Here is a 14,191-nt window from a genome sequence, read left to right as displayed (position 1 = left end):
CGCCCGCGTGCGCCATGATGAACGGGTGACGCGCAGTGCGACGGAGCTACACCAGCGCGCGGTCGACCTCTGCATCGACGGCAAGTATGCGTTGGCGCAGCGCGTTCTCGCGCAAGCCGAGGCCCGCACCGATGATCCTGATCTTCGAGCAAGGATCGTCGGCACTCGTGCCCTGGCGCTTCAGCGGACGGGGTACCCACGGGAGGCCGAGCAGCTTCTGACAGGAGTGATCGGCGTGGCCGATCTCGCTCCCAGCACGCAGGCCATCCTGCTGGGTCAACTGGGCGCGATCGCGAACTATGGAGGCCGGCTCGACGAGGCCGAGCGATGGTTGTCGCGTGCGGTCGACAGTCTGGTGGACGACGACGTCGCCGCGTCCAGGGTCCGCGTCAACCGCAGCCTCGTGCGCATGCAGCTTGGCCGCCTGTCCGACGCCGCAGACGATCTCCGTGTCGCGGCATCGACGTTCGAGCGTCACGGTCTGACGACCGACGAGGCGCAGGCACGTCACAACCTGGGCTATACCGCGTTGCTCGCAGGCGATCTGGTGTCGGCTCTGCAGGAGATGCTCGCGGCGCGTCCACATGCGGCGTCGAGTCCCGTGGGCAGAGCCATCGGCGATATGGATCGAGCGGAAGTGCTCAGGGATGCGGGTCTCACGACGGAGGCCGAGTTGATCCTCGGTCACGCTGCCGCAACTTTCGGCTTGCATCGGATGCCGCAGTCGCGGGCAGAGGCGGAGTTCCACCTCGCTCGATCCCTACTGTCGCACGACAGCAGCCGCGCCGCGAAGACCGCGCGCACAGCCGCCGCAAGATTCCGTGCATTGCAGAATGCCACCTGGGCGGCGCGCTCCGACGGGGTTCGTCTGAGAGCGCTGCTCGGCGGAGCGCGCGTCGAGCCCTACACCGGCACCTCCCGCAGCCGTCGCCTTCCTGCACAGGCCGACGTCGATGCCGTGAGCAGCGCGCTCGACAAGAACGGGTTTCCGGGCGAGGCCGCTGCCCTGCGGATCGCCGGAGCGCTGGCGCGGACTCGACGTGGCGAACCTGCCGGACGGGGCATCCGCGTGCCCGCCTCGTCGCCGATGGAGGTGCAGTTACTCGCCGCGGAACTGCGATCGACACGCGCTGCCGCGGCAGGTCGAGGGGCTGAGGCCCGGCGCCATGCGGCGCGCGGACTGGACATGCTCAGCAGCTGGCAGAGCTCGTTCGGCAGCATCGACCTGCAGACCTCGGTTGCGATGCACGGCGCCAACCTGATCTTCGCCGGTCTCGAGGCGGCCGTGCGTTCGGGGCGGCCGGACGTGCTGTTCGAGTGGTCCGAGCGCGCACGACATCTGAGCCAGCATGTTGTCCCACTGCGTCCGCCTCCCGACCCCGACCTCGCCGCCGAGCTCGCCGAACTGCGCATTCTGCGCGCAGAGAACCCCGGAGCGGACTGGCTCTCCTCGCCACGCGCCGCGGCGTTGCGCGAGCAGGCACGCGGGCGCCAGTGGTCCTCCACACTGGCTCGTGACGGGGAACGACGTCTGGACCTCGAGGGCCTTCGAGGCGACCTCGCGGACGATGCGGCGCTGATCGCCTACGTGTATTCGGGAACGGCCCTCGTCGCCCTCGTCTGCACGGGCCGCATGACGACCGTGATCCCCGTGGCTTCTGCGGAGTCCGTGCGCGGACTGCTCTCGGGGCTGCGCGCGGATCTCGACATGGCGGCACTGATACGAACTCCACCGATGGAAGCAGTCGTGCGTCGCACGCTGGAGGAGCGACTCCGCTCCCTCTCCGAGACCCTGCTCGCGCGAGCAGTCCAGCTCGCGGGCGACCGTCGGCTGGTCCTCACCATTCCGGGGCTGCTGAACTCCATCCCTTGGGCCATGCTGCCTGCCATGCGGGGAAGGGTGTTCACTCTCGCCGTCTCGGCGACCCGCTGGTCCCAGGCGCGCGCACGCAGCAGTGTTTCGGGCCAAGCTGCGGGATTCGCCGTCGGGCCACGAGTCGCGCGAGGCGACGAAGAGGTCCGGGTCGCGGCGTCCGCGTGGCCCAATGCTGCGCTCCTGCTCGCGGAGTCCGCGTCTGTTGATCGGGTGACGGCGCTCGCTTCACGCGTCGACCTGCTCCACATCGCTGCTCACGGACGGCACACCGCGGACAACCCGATGTTCTCGGGCCTCGAACTCTTCGACGGGACGCTCTTCGGCTATGACATAGACCTGATCGAGAAGGTACCCGGGACCGTGGTGCTCTCGGCATGCGAGGTCGGCCGCTCGTCGGTGCGATGGGGCGAAGAGGCGATCGGGATGACTCGCATCTGGCTGCATGCCGGCACCCACAGCGTTGTGGCGGCGCCCGTCATCGTCGCGGACGATGTCGCATGCGAACTGCTCGGGGCGATGCACGAGGGTCTCGCGGCCGGTTCATCACCGTCCGAAGCCCTGGCTGCGGCATCCGAGCGAACCGGCATCGTCGCCCCGTTCCAAGTGCACGGCGCCGGCTTCTGAGAGCCCGGTTCGCGAAGAAATCACCCCGGCGATGTATCAGCGCCGCGGCTCGCGACTCCAGGTGATCGGAGCCGCTCGTCGCGGTCCGGCACCTGGGGGCGCCGGATGCTGGGAGCGTGAGACCCGCCCGGGGAGCGTCTGGGGCGCACGGTCTCTCGAGTGGACTCCACGGGGGATGCCGCACGACCCGGGTCGGCGGCATCCCCCGCACACTCCGGGTGGGTGCTCAGCGGGAGGAGTTCGCCGTGCGGCCCCGCACGATCCCGACGAAGCTGTCGACCTCCGCTGTCGTTCGGTCCGGCACCCACGCGAGAGCGACCGTCGATGCCGGGCCGCCGTGGAGAGGCCGGTATTCGGTGTCTTTGCGCTGGTGCAGCCGCGCGAGCGACATCGGCACCACGACGATCCCGACGCCCGCGGCGACCGTCGCGATCGCCTCGGCGGTATCGGCCGGGGCGGCGAACGCCGGCCGGACGGTCCCCGCAATCTCGACACCGAGCACGTCGTCGAGCGGAACGATCAGCACCTCGCCGTCGAGGTCGGCCGCGTCGAGCTCCTCCGCCACGGTCAGATGAGAGTCGCGCGCGCACACCACGACCGGCACCTCGTCGTAGAGCGGGATGACGTTGAGCCCGTCCTTGTCGATCGGCAGCCGCACCAGCGCAGCATCGACCTCGCCCTCGACGAGGGCACGACGCTGGTCGGCCACTGCCAGGGCCACGAGCTCGAGCGCCGTGCGCGGCATCCGTTCGTGCCATGTGTCGATCCACTTGCCGGGCGTCGCCCCGGGGATCGCGCCGAGCCGGAACGGACCTGCCGGCTCCGACCCAGGCGGGGCGGGCGCAGGGCCGGGCGACGGCTTCGGCGTGCGCTGCTGCCGGCCGGCCGTGGCCTTGCCTGCTGGCGGCGAGCCCTTGGGTTTCGCCGTGCGGCGGGTCGGGGCATCCCGTCGCGGTCTTCCGCCGCGGCCGCCGCCCGCCCTGCCCTTCGCCATATCCCTCAGGGTAGCCGGGGCGCTATCGTTCGCTCATGCTCGCGATCCTCGCCACCGTGTTCGCCGCCCTCGCCGCTCTGCTGCACGTGTACATCTTCGTCATGGAGAGCGTGCAGTGGACGCAGCCGCGCATCTGGCGGCGGTTCGGCGTCGCCGACCAGGCTGCCGCCGAGACGACCAAGCCGATGGCCTACAACCAGGGCTTCTACAACCTCTTCCTCGCGATCGGCACGGTGATCGGCATCGTCCTGTTCCTGGCAGGGTTGGCCGACGCCGGTCTGCGTGCGGCGGGATTGGCGCTGGTGCTGTTCAGCCTCGGCTCGATGGTGGCAGCGGCGCTGGTGCTGCTGACCACCGGCATGAAGTACCTGCGCCCGGCCCTCATCCAGGGCACGCTGCCGCTCATCGGGTTCGTGCTGGTTCTGTTCGCCTGAGTCAGTCGCACGCGCCCCAGCGGCCGGTTCCGGATGCCTCCGCCTGCGCGTGTGCGTCGGCCAGCAGCTGCTCATGCTCGACGTTGGGCCACACCCGCATCGCCTCGGCGTCACCCGCGGCGACGAGCTCGTGGTTGACGAACCGGCCGTCGTCGGTCCACAGATAGAAGAGTCGCCGGTCGTAGTCGTCCCACGTGTCGACATCAGGTGCCGCCCAGACCGTCGAGCCCTCTGGCAGCAGCTGTGCCAGGTGCGTGCGCGCCTCGTCGGCCCAGCACTCGGGTGACGGCGTGCCTTCGGGCGTGTCGACGCCGATGAGACGGATGCGGATCGGGCTCTCGCTCGTGACGACGCCATTCGCGCTGTGCACCCGCGCCTCGATCGTGTCGCCGTCGTAGACATAGGTGACCGTGAGCGGGAAGGCGTCGGACGGGCGAGACGGGATGCCGGTGGTCGGCGGGTCACGCTCCTCGGTCTTCTGCGGTGTCGGCGTGGGCAGCATCTCGTTCAGCCGGCGATCCAGGTCGACGCTGATGCCCCGTCGCCCGACGTCGAAGCCCCACGTCCCGTCGTCGAGTCCCGACGTTCCGCGCCACACCATCGCGACGACGAAGACCACGACACCGGCCACCACCACGAGCAGCAGCTCCAGGTCGCGCCGCCGGCGCGGACGGCGGGTGCCGAAGTCGTCTTTCACCGCGCCAGGCTAGCCAGATCAACCCCGCCGCCCGGCCCGTTCTCCACAGGCTGCGGGGCCCCATCCGTCACCGTCGTGTGCGAAAACACGAGTCGGTCGCGGCGACACGCCGGAGCAGGTGGCGTCGGCCCGGCGTGTCGCGGCACCGATGGGTGTTTTCGCAGGGCGGCGGGGCGGGATGCCGCGACCGGGCGTGCCGGTTGCCAGAGCCCCATTCGTCACCGTCGTGTGCGAAAACACCAGTCCGTCACGGCGACACGCCGGAGCAGGTGGCATCGACCCGGCGTGTCGCGTCACCGATGGGTGTTTCCGCAGGGCGGCGGGGCGGGATGCCGCGCCCCGGCGCCCTGGCTGCCGGAGCCCGTCCGTCACCGTCGTGTGCGAAAACACCAGTCCGCCGTGGCGACACGCCGGAGCAGGTGGCGTCGGCCCGGCGTGTCGCGTGACCGATGGGTGTTTTCGCAGAGTGGCGGGGCGGGATGCCGCGACCGGGCGTGCCGGCTCAGGCGGCGAGCCGCAAGCCCCGGCGGTCGGTCGCGACGCGCTCGCCGTCGGCGATCGTCTCGTCGTCGCCGATGAGCGAGCCACCCGCGACGCGGGCTTCACTGCCGACCTGGGTGCGCACGCCGATCTTCGCGCGCGGGCCGATGGCGGCGCGCGGACCGATGTGGGCGTGGGGCGCGATCTCGGCGTCCGGGCCGATCACGGCATCCGACTCCACCCACACGCCGCGGCCGACATGCGCGCCCGCGGCGATCTGAACGCCCGGTTCGACATACGCCCCCGCTTCGACGATGGCGCTCGGGTGCACCTTCGCTCCATGCGCAACCAGGCCGCGGCCGTTGACGTGCTTGCGATAGCGCAGCATCTCGCCTCGGTCGTTCTCGATGTCGACGTAGTTCTTGCCCACTGTCCCCTCCTGCGGCACTGTTCTGTGCCGAGTAAAGAAACAACCTCCGTGCCGGTTATTTCATTCCCGCGCATCGGATCGATTCGAGGAACGGGGTTGCATCTTGTTCGGAGGAGAGGTAGCCGGCGGATTGCGTGCGGCGGCGGCCGCTCGAATCGCGTCAGCGGGCGGCGTGCTCGTCGGCGATCGAGAGGGCCCGGTCGATGACGTCCAGCCCACGCACGAGGTCGTCCTCGGAGATCACCAGGGGCGGCGCGATGTGCATCCGGTGGAAGTGGGTGAACGGCCACACGCCGTCTCGCTTGCAAGCCGCAGCGACCGCGGTCACCGGCGCGGCATCGGTGCCGCCGGCATTGAACGGCACGAGGGGCTCGCGGGTGCCGGCATCCTTCACCAGTTCGATCGCCCAGAACAGCCCCATGCCGCGCACGTCGCCGACGGACGGATGCCGCGTCGCGATCTCGCGCAGGCGAGGCTCGACGACGCGGGAGCCGAGGTCTCGCACCCGCTCGAGGATGCCGTCGCGTTCGAAGACTTCGAACGTCGCGACGCCCGCCGCGCACGCCAGCGGATGTCCGGAGTAGGTGAGGCCGCCGGGGAAGGCGACGGTGTCGAAGTGCGCGGCGATCCGGTCGCTGATGACGACACCGCCCAGGGGCACGTAGCCCGAGTTCACGCCCTTCGCGAAGGTGATGAGATCGGGCTCGACATCGAAGGCCTGGAATGCGAACCACTCGCCCACGCGGCCGAATCCGACCATGACCTCGTCGGCGATGAACACGATGCCGAAGCGGTCGCACAGCTCGCGCACGCCGGCGAGATACCCGGGCGGCGGCACGAGCACCCCGTTGGTGCCGACGATCGTCTCGATCACGATGGCGGCGATCGTCGAGGCCCCCTCGAGCACGATCGTCTGCTCCAGGTGCGCCAGGGCGCGCTGGGTCTCTTCCTCGATGCTCGATGAATGGAACGGGGAGCGGTACGGGTAGGGCCCGAAGAACCTCGCCACCGAGCCGTCGGCCGGCTCGTTGGGCCAGCGGCGCGGGTCGCCCGTCAGCGCGATCGCCGTCGACGTGTTGCCGTGGTAGCTGCGGTACATCGACAGCACCTTGCGACGCCCTGTCACCAGGCGAGCCATGCGCACAGCGTTCTCGTTCGCGTCGGCACCCCCGTTGGTGAAGAACACCTTCTCGAACCCGTCCCCCGCCACCTCGGCGATGCGGCGGGCGAGCTCGCCGCGCACATCGTTCGCCATCGACGGCTGGATGGTCGCGAGACGCCCCGCCTGCCTCTGGATCGCCTGGACGAGATCCGGATGCTGGTGCCCCAGGTTGAGGTTCACCAGCTGCGAGCTGAAGTCGAGGTAGGCGTTGCCCGCATAGTCCCAGAACGTCGCGCCCTGGCCCGCCGCGACCGGCAGCGGGTCGATGAGCGCCTGCGCACTCCACGAGTGGAAGACGTGGCCGCGGTCGTCGGCGCGCACCCGTGCATCGGTCTCGGGGTCGGGCTGGATGCGCGTGAGCGTGTCGCCGTCCGCCTCGACGGAATCGGCGGCGGGGGCGGCGATGCTCATGGGGCTCCTGACGGCTTCCGGACAGATCGTGCGGCGATCGCATAGGCTGAACGCGTCCCAGTGTGTCAGAGCAGCAGAGGCGGTAACGGTGGTCGACCGTCGCGAAGATCGGGCGATCCAAACGGATCGTCCGGCCGATCTGTCGGCCGATGAAACGCTCCCCACCGTGCGGGAGGTGATCGCTCTCGAGGCGGTCGCGAACGGTGTTCCGGAGGTGCTCGTCGGCGACGAATCGCTTGACGCGCGCGTGCGCTGGCTGCACGTGTCCGACAGCGCCGGCGTCGCACGGCTTCTGGACGGCGGCGAGCTGCTGCTGTCGACCGGGTCGTCGTGGCCCGCCGAACCCGCCGACCTGCGGCGCTTCATCGACGAGCTCGCGGACGCCGGAGCGTCCGGTCTCGTCCTCGAGCTCGGCACCCACTACCGCTACGTGCCCGCCGTCGTCGTCGAGGCCGCCCGCGAGCGCGGGCTGGCGCTGGTCGTGCTGCACCGCGAGGTGAAGTTCGTCACTCTCACGGAGGCCGTGCACAACCGCATCATCCGCGGTCAGACCGACGCGCTACGGGCCCGCGACGAGGTGCGTGAGCGGTTCACCGCCCTCGTGCTGCGCGGATCGCCGGCCGATTTCATCGTTCACCAGCTCGCGCAGACGCTCGGCGCACCGGTCGTGCTCGAGAACCTCGCCTACGAGGTCGTGGCCGCCGAGGTGCCGCTCGCGATGGAGGAGGAGCTCTTCACCGAGTGGGAGCTGCGATCGCGGTCGGCGCACCGGCGCGCAGAGTACCGCCGCGAGCGCGGCACCGCGGCCGGCAGCGAGGACTGGCTCATCGTGCCGGTCGAGGCACGCGGCATCCGCTGGGGGAATCTCGTCGCGCTGCCCGGCCCGGAGCATCCCGCCGGACGCACCGCTGTGCTCGAGCAGGGCGCGATCGCGCTCGCGGTGGGGCGGCTCGCCGACGGCGAGGCGGACGAGTGGGCGCGCATCGGGCGACGGCGACTGGTCGACGGGCTGCTCGCCGGGAGGTTCGCGGGGATCGGCGGTGCGGGCGCGCGACTCGAGGCCGCGGGACTGCCGCTGCGCGACGCGCGACTGTTCGGGATGGTCGTGTCGGGCGCGACCGTGGCGTCGGAGCGAGCGGATGCCGCGGCCCGCGCGCTGCGCGGACGCGTCCTGGCAGGCTCGGCCCCGGATGGGGTGGCCGCTCCGGCGTCGGCCATGCTGCTCTCGCTGCCGGCAGGCGCCGTCTTCGACGACGACGCCGTCCGCGCCTTCGCCCGGGCGGTCGTCGATCCCGCCGACATCGATCGTGCGACGGTGTCGATCGGACGCGGCGCGGACGGACTCGACTCCGCACTCGCCTCTCTGCATGAGGCCGTCGACCTCGCCCGCGGGCGCCGGCGCCGCGCCGGTCGTGGTCCGCACCTGCGCCGCGCCGAGAACCGCCCCCTGGTCCCGCTGGTGACCGCGCTGCGTGACGACCATCGCGTGCTCGAGCACGGCGAACGCATGCTGGCACCACTCATCGCGCACGACCTCAGCCGTTCCGGCGACTTGCTCGACGTGCTCGAGGCCATGCTGTCTCACCCGGGCAATCGCACGGCGGCGGCCTCGGCATCCCATCTGTCGCGCTCGGTGTTCTACCAGCGCATCGCGCTCATCGAGGAGCTGCTCGGGCTCGACCTCGACGACGGCGAGACCCAGACCGCGCTGCACCTCGCGCTGCTCGTTCGCCGATCCGCCGGGCGCTGACCGGCGACCGCGTCAGCCGCGCTGCGGGTCGATCAGCGTCATGCCCGCCGGGCTCGCCTGGTCGAACGTGGGAAGCATCCGCGCGGCCCCCTCGAGATCGACCACGCGCTCGATGAGGCGGTCAGGCCGGAGGATGCCGTTCTCGATGAGCGCGAGCATGCCGGGATAGTCGACGGCGGCCATGCCGTGGCTGCCGACCAGATCGAGCTCCCACGCGATCACGCGGGCCATCGGAACGCGCGGGTGCCCCTCGACCGGGGGCAGCAGCCCGATCTGCACGTGCCGGCCGCGGCGGCGGAGGCTGTGGATCGCGTCGGCACACGTCTGCTCGCTGCCGACCGCGTCGACCGCGACGTGTGCGCCACCGCCCGTGAGCTCGTGGACGGCCGCGGGGATGTCACGGCCATCCGCCTCGACGACGTGATCGGCTCCGAGCGACCGGGCGACATCGAGGGCTGCCGGGTTCCGGTCGACCGCGACGACACGCGCTCCGAGCGCCGTCGCGATCATGACGGCGCTGAGTCCCACGCCTCCGGCGCCCACGACCGCCACCCATTCGCCCGGCGCGACCCGAGCACGGCCGACGAGCGCACGGTAGGCGGTGGCGAAGCGGCAGCCGAGGCCGGCCGCCGCCTCGAAGCTCACCGACTCCGGAAGCGCGACGAGGTTCGTGTCGGCCGCATGCAGCACGACGTACTGGGCGAACGAACCCCAGTGCGTGAAGCCGGGCTGCTGCTGGTCCGGGCACACCTGTGCCTCGGCACGCAGACACCACTCGCATGTCCCGCATCCGCACACGAACGGAACGGTCACGCGATCACCGACCGCCCAGCGCTCGACCCCCGCGCCGACCTCGGCGACCACGCCCGCGAGTTCATGCCCTGGCACATGCGGGAGCGCGATGTCGTCGTGGCCGGCCCATGCGTGCCAGTCGCTGCGGCACAGTCCCGTCGCGTGCACTCGCACGACGACCCCACCGCCCGGTGCGGCCGGAACCGGAACGTCGCGAACCTCAGGGGTCCCGCGGATGGTGTCGTAGACAACGGCTCGCACCGCGACATCCTCTCATCCGGCTCCCTGCCGTCACCGGTCAGCCGGCGATGTAGACCTTGCGCAGCGTCTCGCGCACCGTCCACACCGTGCGCATCCCTGCCGTCAGCCGCACGATCGAACCAGGACGCAGTTCGATCGCAGGCAGGGCCGGCTCCTCGAACGACACCGTCGCCGAGCCCGACAGCACGACGAAGACCTCGTCCGCCTCGACGTCGGTCGACGTGCCGGGCGTGTGGTCCCATACTCCGATCGTGTCGGTCAGTTCCACCAGACCCGTCGCGGGCGAGCCGGCAACGACCTGGCCGGCAGGCAGCGGCGTCATTGCGGGCGCCAGGCCCGCGGCATCCGTCACCGTGCCGGGGTTCACGAGTCGAAACCCAATCCGAGTGCGTCGAGCGTCTTCAGCAGCAGGTTGCGCCGGCCCTCGCTGTGGTCGGCGCGGTCGAGCGACCAGCGCGTGGCGTTGATGCCGATCGCGGCGGCCGGCTCAGGTGGGAACGGCAGTGGGCGCTTGCGCACCATCTCGAGCCCGGTGCGCTCGTTCGAGATGCCGTCGAGCAGGTCGAGCATGACCTCGCCGGCGAAGCGGGTCGACCCGACGCCGAGCCCGGTGAAGCCGGCGGCATAGGCGACGCGGCGCTCGCGGGCGGTGCCGAAGAAGGCCGTGAACTGCGTCGACGTGTCGATCGCGCCGGCCCACTTGTGGGTGAACCGCAGCCCCTCCAGCTGCGGGAACGTGGTGAAGAAGTGCCCGGCCAGCTTCTCCCACGTGACCGGACGGTGCTCGTACTCAGGACGTACCGCGCGACCGTAGTGGTAGATCGCGTCGTAGCCGCCGAAGAGGATGCGGTTGTCGGCGGTCAGCCGGTAGTAGTGGAACTGGTTGGCCATGTCGCCGATGCCCTGGCGGTCACGCCAGCCGATGCTCGCCGTCTGCTCTGTCGTGAGCGGTTCGGTCATCAGCACGTAGTCGTACACCGGCACCGTCATGAGCCGGTTCCGCTTGAGGAGCGACGGGAAGACGTTGGTCGCGAGCACGGCGCGGGATGCCTCGACGCGGCCGGCATCGGTGACGACGACGACGCCCGGGCCGGAGGAGTCGAGCCCCGTGACATGCGAGCGCTCGAAGATCTCGACGCCACGCTCTTCGCAGACCCGCGCGAGCTCGGCGGCCAGGCGTGCGGGGTGCAGCAGGCCGCACGTGCGCTGCTCCCACACGGCCGCGAGGTACGTAGGCGAGGCGACGGATGCCTGCACCTCGGCCTCGTCGAGATAGACCACGCCCTCTTCACCCTCGGCCGCCCAGTCCTTCAGCCACTGCACTTGGTGCGGCTCGAGCGCGGGCGAGAGCTGCCCGGTGCGTTCGAAATGGAAGTCCATGCCGTAGCGGGCCTCGGCCGCCTCGATGGCGTCGAGGTTCTCCCTGCCGAGTCGTTCGAGCACCGGCATCTCGGCAGGCCACCGCGCCATCCCGTTCTCATGGCCATGCGTGAGGCTGGCTTCGCAGAACCCGCCGTTGCGGCCCGAGGCCGCCCAGCCGACACGCTGGGCCTCGACGATCACGATCTTCGCGCCGGGGTCGCGTTCCGTCGCGAGCAGCGCCGTCCACAGGCCGGTGTACCCGCCGCCGACGACGACCAGATCGGCCCGGTGCGTACCGACCAGCGGCGGCCGGTCGGGGAGCAGGCCCGCGGGAAGGTCGTCGCGCCAGAACACCGAGTGCCTGGCCTCTGCGAGGGATCGATGGACGACGGATGCTGCCGGCCGCTGTCGTTCGAAGACGGTCGTGCCCACGGGTATCAACTCCGATGCGATGGTTTGCTCCATCCTCGCGCGCGGCGCGGGGCGGTGGCATCCGGTCGGTGTCGGAAGTTGCCGTGATCGCCGGACAGGCTGTCGGGCGGCTCAGCGCGCGCCGGCGTCGGGCCGCAGAGCGTCGACGTCGGTGACGCGGGCGTAGCTGCCGTCCAGGGCGGCCATGAAGGCCGCATGCACCTGCGCGCCGGGCACGGTGGCACCGGCGAACTCGAGGTCGGGCGCGGCGCACGCATCTTGGGCGACCGCCACCGAGAAGCCCAGATCGGATGCCGCGCGCACCGTCGCGTCCACGCACATGCTCGACATCATCCCGGCGACCACGAGCTCGTCCGGGTCGGCGGCGCGCAGCAGGGCCTCCAGGCCCGTGCCGAGGAATGCGTTCGGGCGGTGCTTGACGATGACCTGCTCCTCGCCGTCCGGTGCGACGCGGGAGTCGAACTCGACGCCGGGCGTTCCGGGCGCGAAGAACGCGGCGTCCGGGGCATCCCACACGTGCTGCACGTGCACGACCTTCTCGCCCGCGGTGCGGAATCCGGCCAGCAGCCCAGCGGCGGCGTCGGCCGCGGCATCCGTCCCCACCAGCGGTTGGCGCCCGCCGGGGAAGTAGTCGCGCTGGATGTCGATGAGGAGCAGCAGCCGGGTCACCGCACCAGCCTAGGACCGCACCACGGCTTTCGAATTGCGCACTTTGCACGTTGGCCGGCGTCCAGGTTGCAAAGTGCGCGACTTGAAACCGGAGAAGATCGCCGTCAGGCGCCGGAGGATCGGGCGTCGACGTCGCGGGACCGGGTCAGGCGTCGGGGGCGGCGTAGACGCGCTCGCCCTCGACGAAGGTCTGCAGCACGCGCGTCGCCCCGATCTGGTCTGCGGGTCCGGCGAACGGGTCGCGGTCGAGCAGTGCGAGGTCGGCGAGCTTGCCCACTTCGATCGTGCCGGTGGTGTCGTCGAGGTGATTCACCCACGCCGAGCCCGCCGTGTACGCCGTGAGCGACGTCGCGAGATCGATCGCCTGCTCGGGCAGGAACGCATCGTATTCGCCCTCCTCGTGCCCCGGCGCGGCCTTGCGGTTGACCGCGGTGTGGATCGCGGCCATGGGGTCGGGCGTCGACACCGACCAGTCGCTCCCGGCGGCGAGCACCGCACCCGCGCGCAGCAGGTCGCCGAAGGGGTACTGCCACGCACTGCGCGGTTCGCCCAGGAAGGGGAGGGTGAGATCGACCATCTGCGGCTCGTACGTGGCCCACAGCGACTGCATGTTCGCGGCGACGCCGAGCTCGCGGAAGCGTGCGATGTCTTCGGGATGCACGACCTGGATATGGGCGATGTGGTGGCGGTTGTCGCGACGGCCGTTGCGCGCGATCGCCTGCTCGACCGCATCGAGGCACTCGCGCACCGCGCGGTCGCCGATCGCGTGGAAGTGCACCTGGAATCCCTCGGCGTCGAGGATCGGCACTGCCTCGTTCAAGGTCTCGGGCGCGACGAACGAGATGCCCGAGTTGTCGGTGAAGTGCCCATGCCCGTCGCAGTACGGCTCCAGCATCGACGCGGTGAAGTTCTCGGCGACGCCGTCCTGCATGACCTTGACGGATGTCGCGGCGAAACGCCCGCCTCGGTACCGCTCGCGGCGCTCGAGGATCGACGGGATCTGCTCGAGCCCGGCGGTGCGGTCCCACCAGATCGCGCCCACGACGCGCGCCGTCAGACGCCCGTCGGCGGCGGCCGCCAGGTATGCGGGGCCCGGGTCTCCGGCATCCCCGTACGACCCGACGATCGCGTCCTGCCAGGCCGTGATGCCGAAGGAGTGCAGGTAGCGCTGACCGACGAGCAGGGCCTCGGTCAGCCGCTCGAGCGGCTCTTCGGGGAGCAGGCGGTTCACCAGCGCCATCGCGCCCTCGTGCAGCGTCCCCGACGGCCGGCCGTCCGCGTCGCGCTCGATGCGGCCGTCGGCGGGGTCGGGGGTGTGCCGATCGATCCCCGCCCGCCGGAGGGCCGCGGAGTTGACCCATGCGCCGTGCCCATCGCGGTTCGGGAAGAACGCCGGGCGGTCTCCCGTCACGGCATCCAGGGCCTCTGCGGTCGGCGTGCCGCCGGGGAACGCCGACATCTGCCAGCCGCCGCCGAGGATCCACTCCTCAGCGGGGCGCTCGGCGACGTACCGGCCGATCGCGTCGAGGTACTCCGGCGCCGTCGCGAGCTCGGCGAGGTCGCACCGCAGCATGTCCAGCCCACCCCACACCGGGTGAACATGAGCGTCTTGGAAGCCCGGGATCAGCATCCGTCCGTGCACGTCGACGATCTCGGTCGACGGCCCGACGAGGTCGCCGATCTCATCGCCGCCGACCGCGACGATCCGCCCGTCCTTGACGGCGACCGACCGCGCACGGGAGCGCACGGTGTTCGCGGTGAAGACGGGGCCGCCGGTGAAGACGAGGTCGGCGTGGGGCATGGCTTTCCTTTCGCCC

At 70.9% G+C, this 14,191-nt stretch carries 13 protein-coding genes; 3 read left to right on the top strand and 10 right to left on the bottom strand.

All coding sequences use genetic code 11. The features are described from left to right. Positions 1–46: 46 nt before the first annotated feature. Complete coding sequence (locus tag HF576_RS20360; RefSeq protein ID WP_240948868.1) at positions 47–688, bottom strand: hypothetical protein; 642 nt, start codon at positions 686–688, stop codon at positions 47–49. Positions 689–826: 138 nt separating this feature from the next. On the opposite strand from HF576_RS20360, the gene HF576_RS11430 reads away from it, so the two are divergent. Next, entirely contained in the window at positions 827–2,500 is a 1,674-nt protein-coding gene (locus HF576_RS11430) for a CHAT domain-containing protein (protein ID WP_240948867.1), read from the top strand. Positions 2,501–2,726: 226 nt separating this feature from the next. On the opposite strand, the gene HF576_RS11425 is transcribed toward HF576_RS11430, so the two are convergent. Further along, on the bottom strand, positions 2,727–3,494 hold the full coding sequence (locus HF576_RS11425; protein ID WP_168912949.1) for a LysR substrate-binding domain-containing protein: 768 nt from the start codon (positions 3,492–3,494) through the stop codon (positions 2,727–2,729). A gap of 35 nt (positions 3,495–3,529) precedes the next feature. On the opposite strand from HF576_RS11425, the gene HF576_RS11420 reads away from it, so the two are divergent. Beyond that, positions 3,530–3,928, top strand: a complete 399-nt coding sequence (locus HF576_RS11420; protein WP_168912948.1) for a DUF1304 domain-containing protein — start codon at positions 3,530–3,532, stop codon at positions 3,926–3,928. Position 3,929: 1 nt separating this feature from the next. On the opposite strand, the gene HF576_RS11415 is transcribed toward HF576_RS11420, so the two are convergent. From HF576_RS11415 to HF576_RS11405, 3 genes are all read right to left on the bottom strand, one after another. Further along, positions 3,930–4,625, bottom strand: coding sequence for a thermonuclease family protein (locus HF576_RS11415; RefSeq protein ID WP_168912947.1), 696 nt, complete (start codon positions 4,623–4,625; stop codon positions 3,930–3,932). Between the two features lie 502 nt (positions 4,626–5,127). Next, a complete protein-coding gene (locus tag HF576_RS11410; RefSeq protein WP_168912946.1) occupies positions 5,128–5,535 on the bottom strand; it encodes a transferase in 408 nt (135 codons plus the stop codon). A 160-nt stretch (positions 5,536–5,695) separates the two neighbouring features. Further along, positions 5,696–7,108: an aspartate aminotransferase family protein gene (locus HF576_RS11405; RefSeq protein ID WP_168912945.1), complete on the bottom strand. Its 1,413-nt coding sequence runs from the start codon at positions 7,106–7,108 to the stop codon at positions 5,696–5,698. 88 nt (positions 7,109–7,196) lie between these two features. Between HF576_RS11405 and HF576_RS11400 the strand changes: the two genes are divergently transcribed. Then, positions 7,197–8,858, top strand: coding sequence for a PucR family transcriptional regulator (locus HF576_RS11400; protein ID WP_343234248.1), 1,662 nt, complete (start codon positions 7,197–7,199; stop codon positions 8,856–8,858). 12 nt (positions 8,859–8,870) lie between these two features. On the opposite strand, the gene HF576_RS11395 is transcribed toward HF576_RS11400, so the two are convergent. From HF576_RS11395 to HF576_RS11375, 5 genes are all read right to left on the bottom strand, one after another. Next, positions 8,871–9,911 (bottom strand): zinc-binding dehydrogenase, encoded by a 1,041-nt coding sequence (locus tag HF576_RS11395; protein WP_168912944.1) that lies wholly within the window; start codon positions 9,909–9,911, stop codon positions 8,871–8,873. 37 nt (positions 9,912–9,948) lie between these two features. Then, complete coding sequence (locus tag HF576_RS11390; RefSeq protein ID WP_343234247.1) at positions 9,949–10,278, bottom strand: cupin domain-containing protein; 330 nt, start codon at positions 10,276–10,278, stop codon at positions 9,949–9,951. Beyond that, positions 10,275–11,705, bottom strand: coding sequence for an FAD-dependent oxidoreductase (locus tag HF576_RS11385; protein WP_168912943.1), 1,431 nt, complete (start codon positions 11,703–11,705; stop codon positions 10,275–10,277). The genes HF576_RS11390 and HF576_RS11385 overlap by 4 nt, the downstream gene beginning before the upstream one ends. Before the next feature lie 111 nt (positions 11,706–11,816). Beyond that, entirely contained in the window at positions 11,817–12,374 is a 558-nt protein-coding gene (locus HF576_RS11380) for an isochorismatase family protein (RefSeq protein WP_168912942.1), read from the bottom strand. A 145-nt stretch (positions 12,375–12,519) separates the two neighbouring features. Then, the gene (locus HF576_RS11375; RefSeq protein WP_168912941.1) at positions 12,520–14,175 is read right to left on the bottom strand and encodes an amidohydrolase; all 1,656 of its coding nucleotides are present in this window, start codon (positions 14,173–14,175) and stop codon (positions 12,520–12,522) included. Between the last annotated feature and the right edge of the window lie 16 nt (positions 14,176–14,191).

It is taken from the genome of Microbacterium salsuginis, from assembly GCF_012524205.1.
GTDB classification, from domain to species: Bacteria; Actinomycetota; Actinomycetes; order Actinomycetales; family Microbacteriaceae; genus Microbacterium; species Microbacterium salsuginis.
The sequence above is the reverse complement of the archived record's forward strand: the minus strand, read 5'-3'. Positions and strand labels throughout refer to the sequence as shown.

Bases quoted from the DNA above. Each gene is read 5' to 3' on its own strand.
- HF576_RS11425 (WP_168912949.1), bottom strand. From the start codon at position 3,494: ATGGCGAAGGGCAGGGCGGGCGGCGGCCGCGGCGGAAGACCGCGACGG.
- HF576_RS11420 (WP_168912948.1), top strand. From the start codon at position 3,530: ATGCTCGCGATCCTCGCCACCGTGTTCGCCGCCCTCGCCGCTCTGCTG.
- HF576_RS11405 (WP_168912945.1), bottom strand. From the start codon at position 7,108: ATGAGCATCGCCGCCCCCGCCGCCGATTCCGTCGAGGCGGACGGCGAC.
- HF576_RS11375 (WP_168912941.1), bottom strand. From the start codon at position 14,175: ATGCCCCACGCCGACCTCGTCTTCACCGGCGGCCCCGTCTTCACCGCG.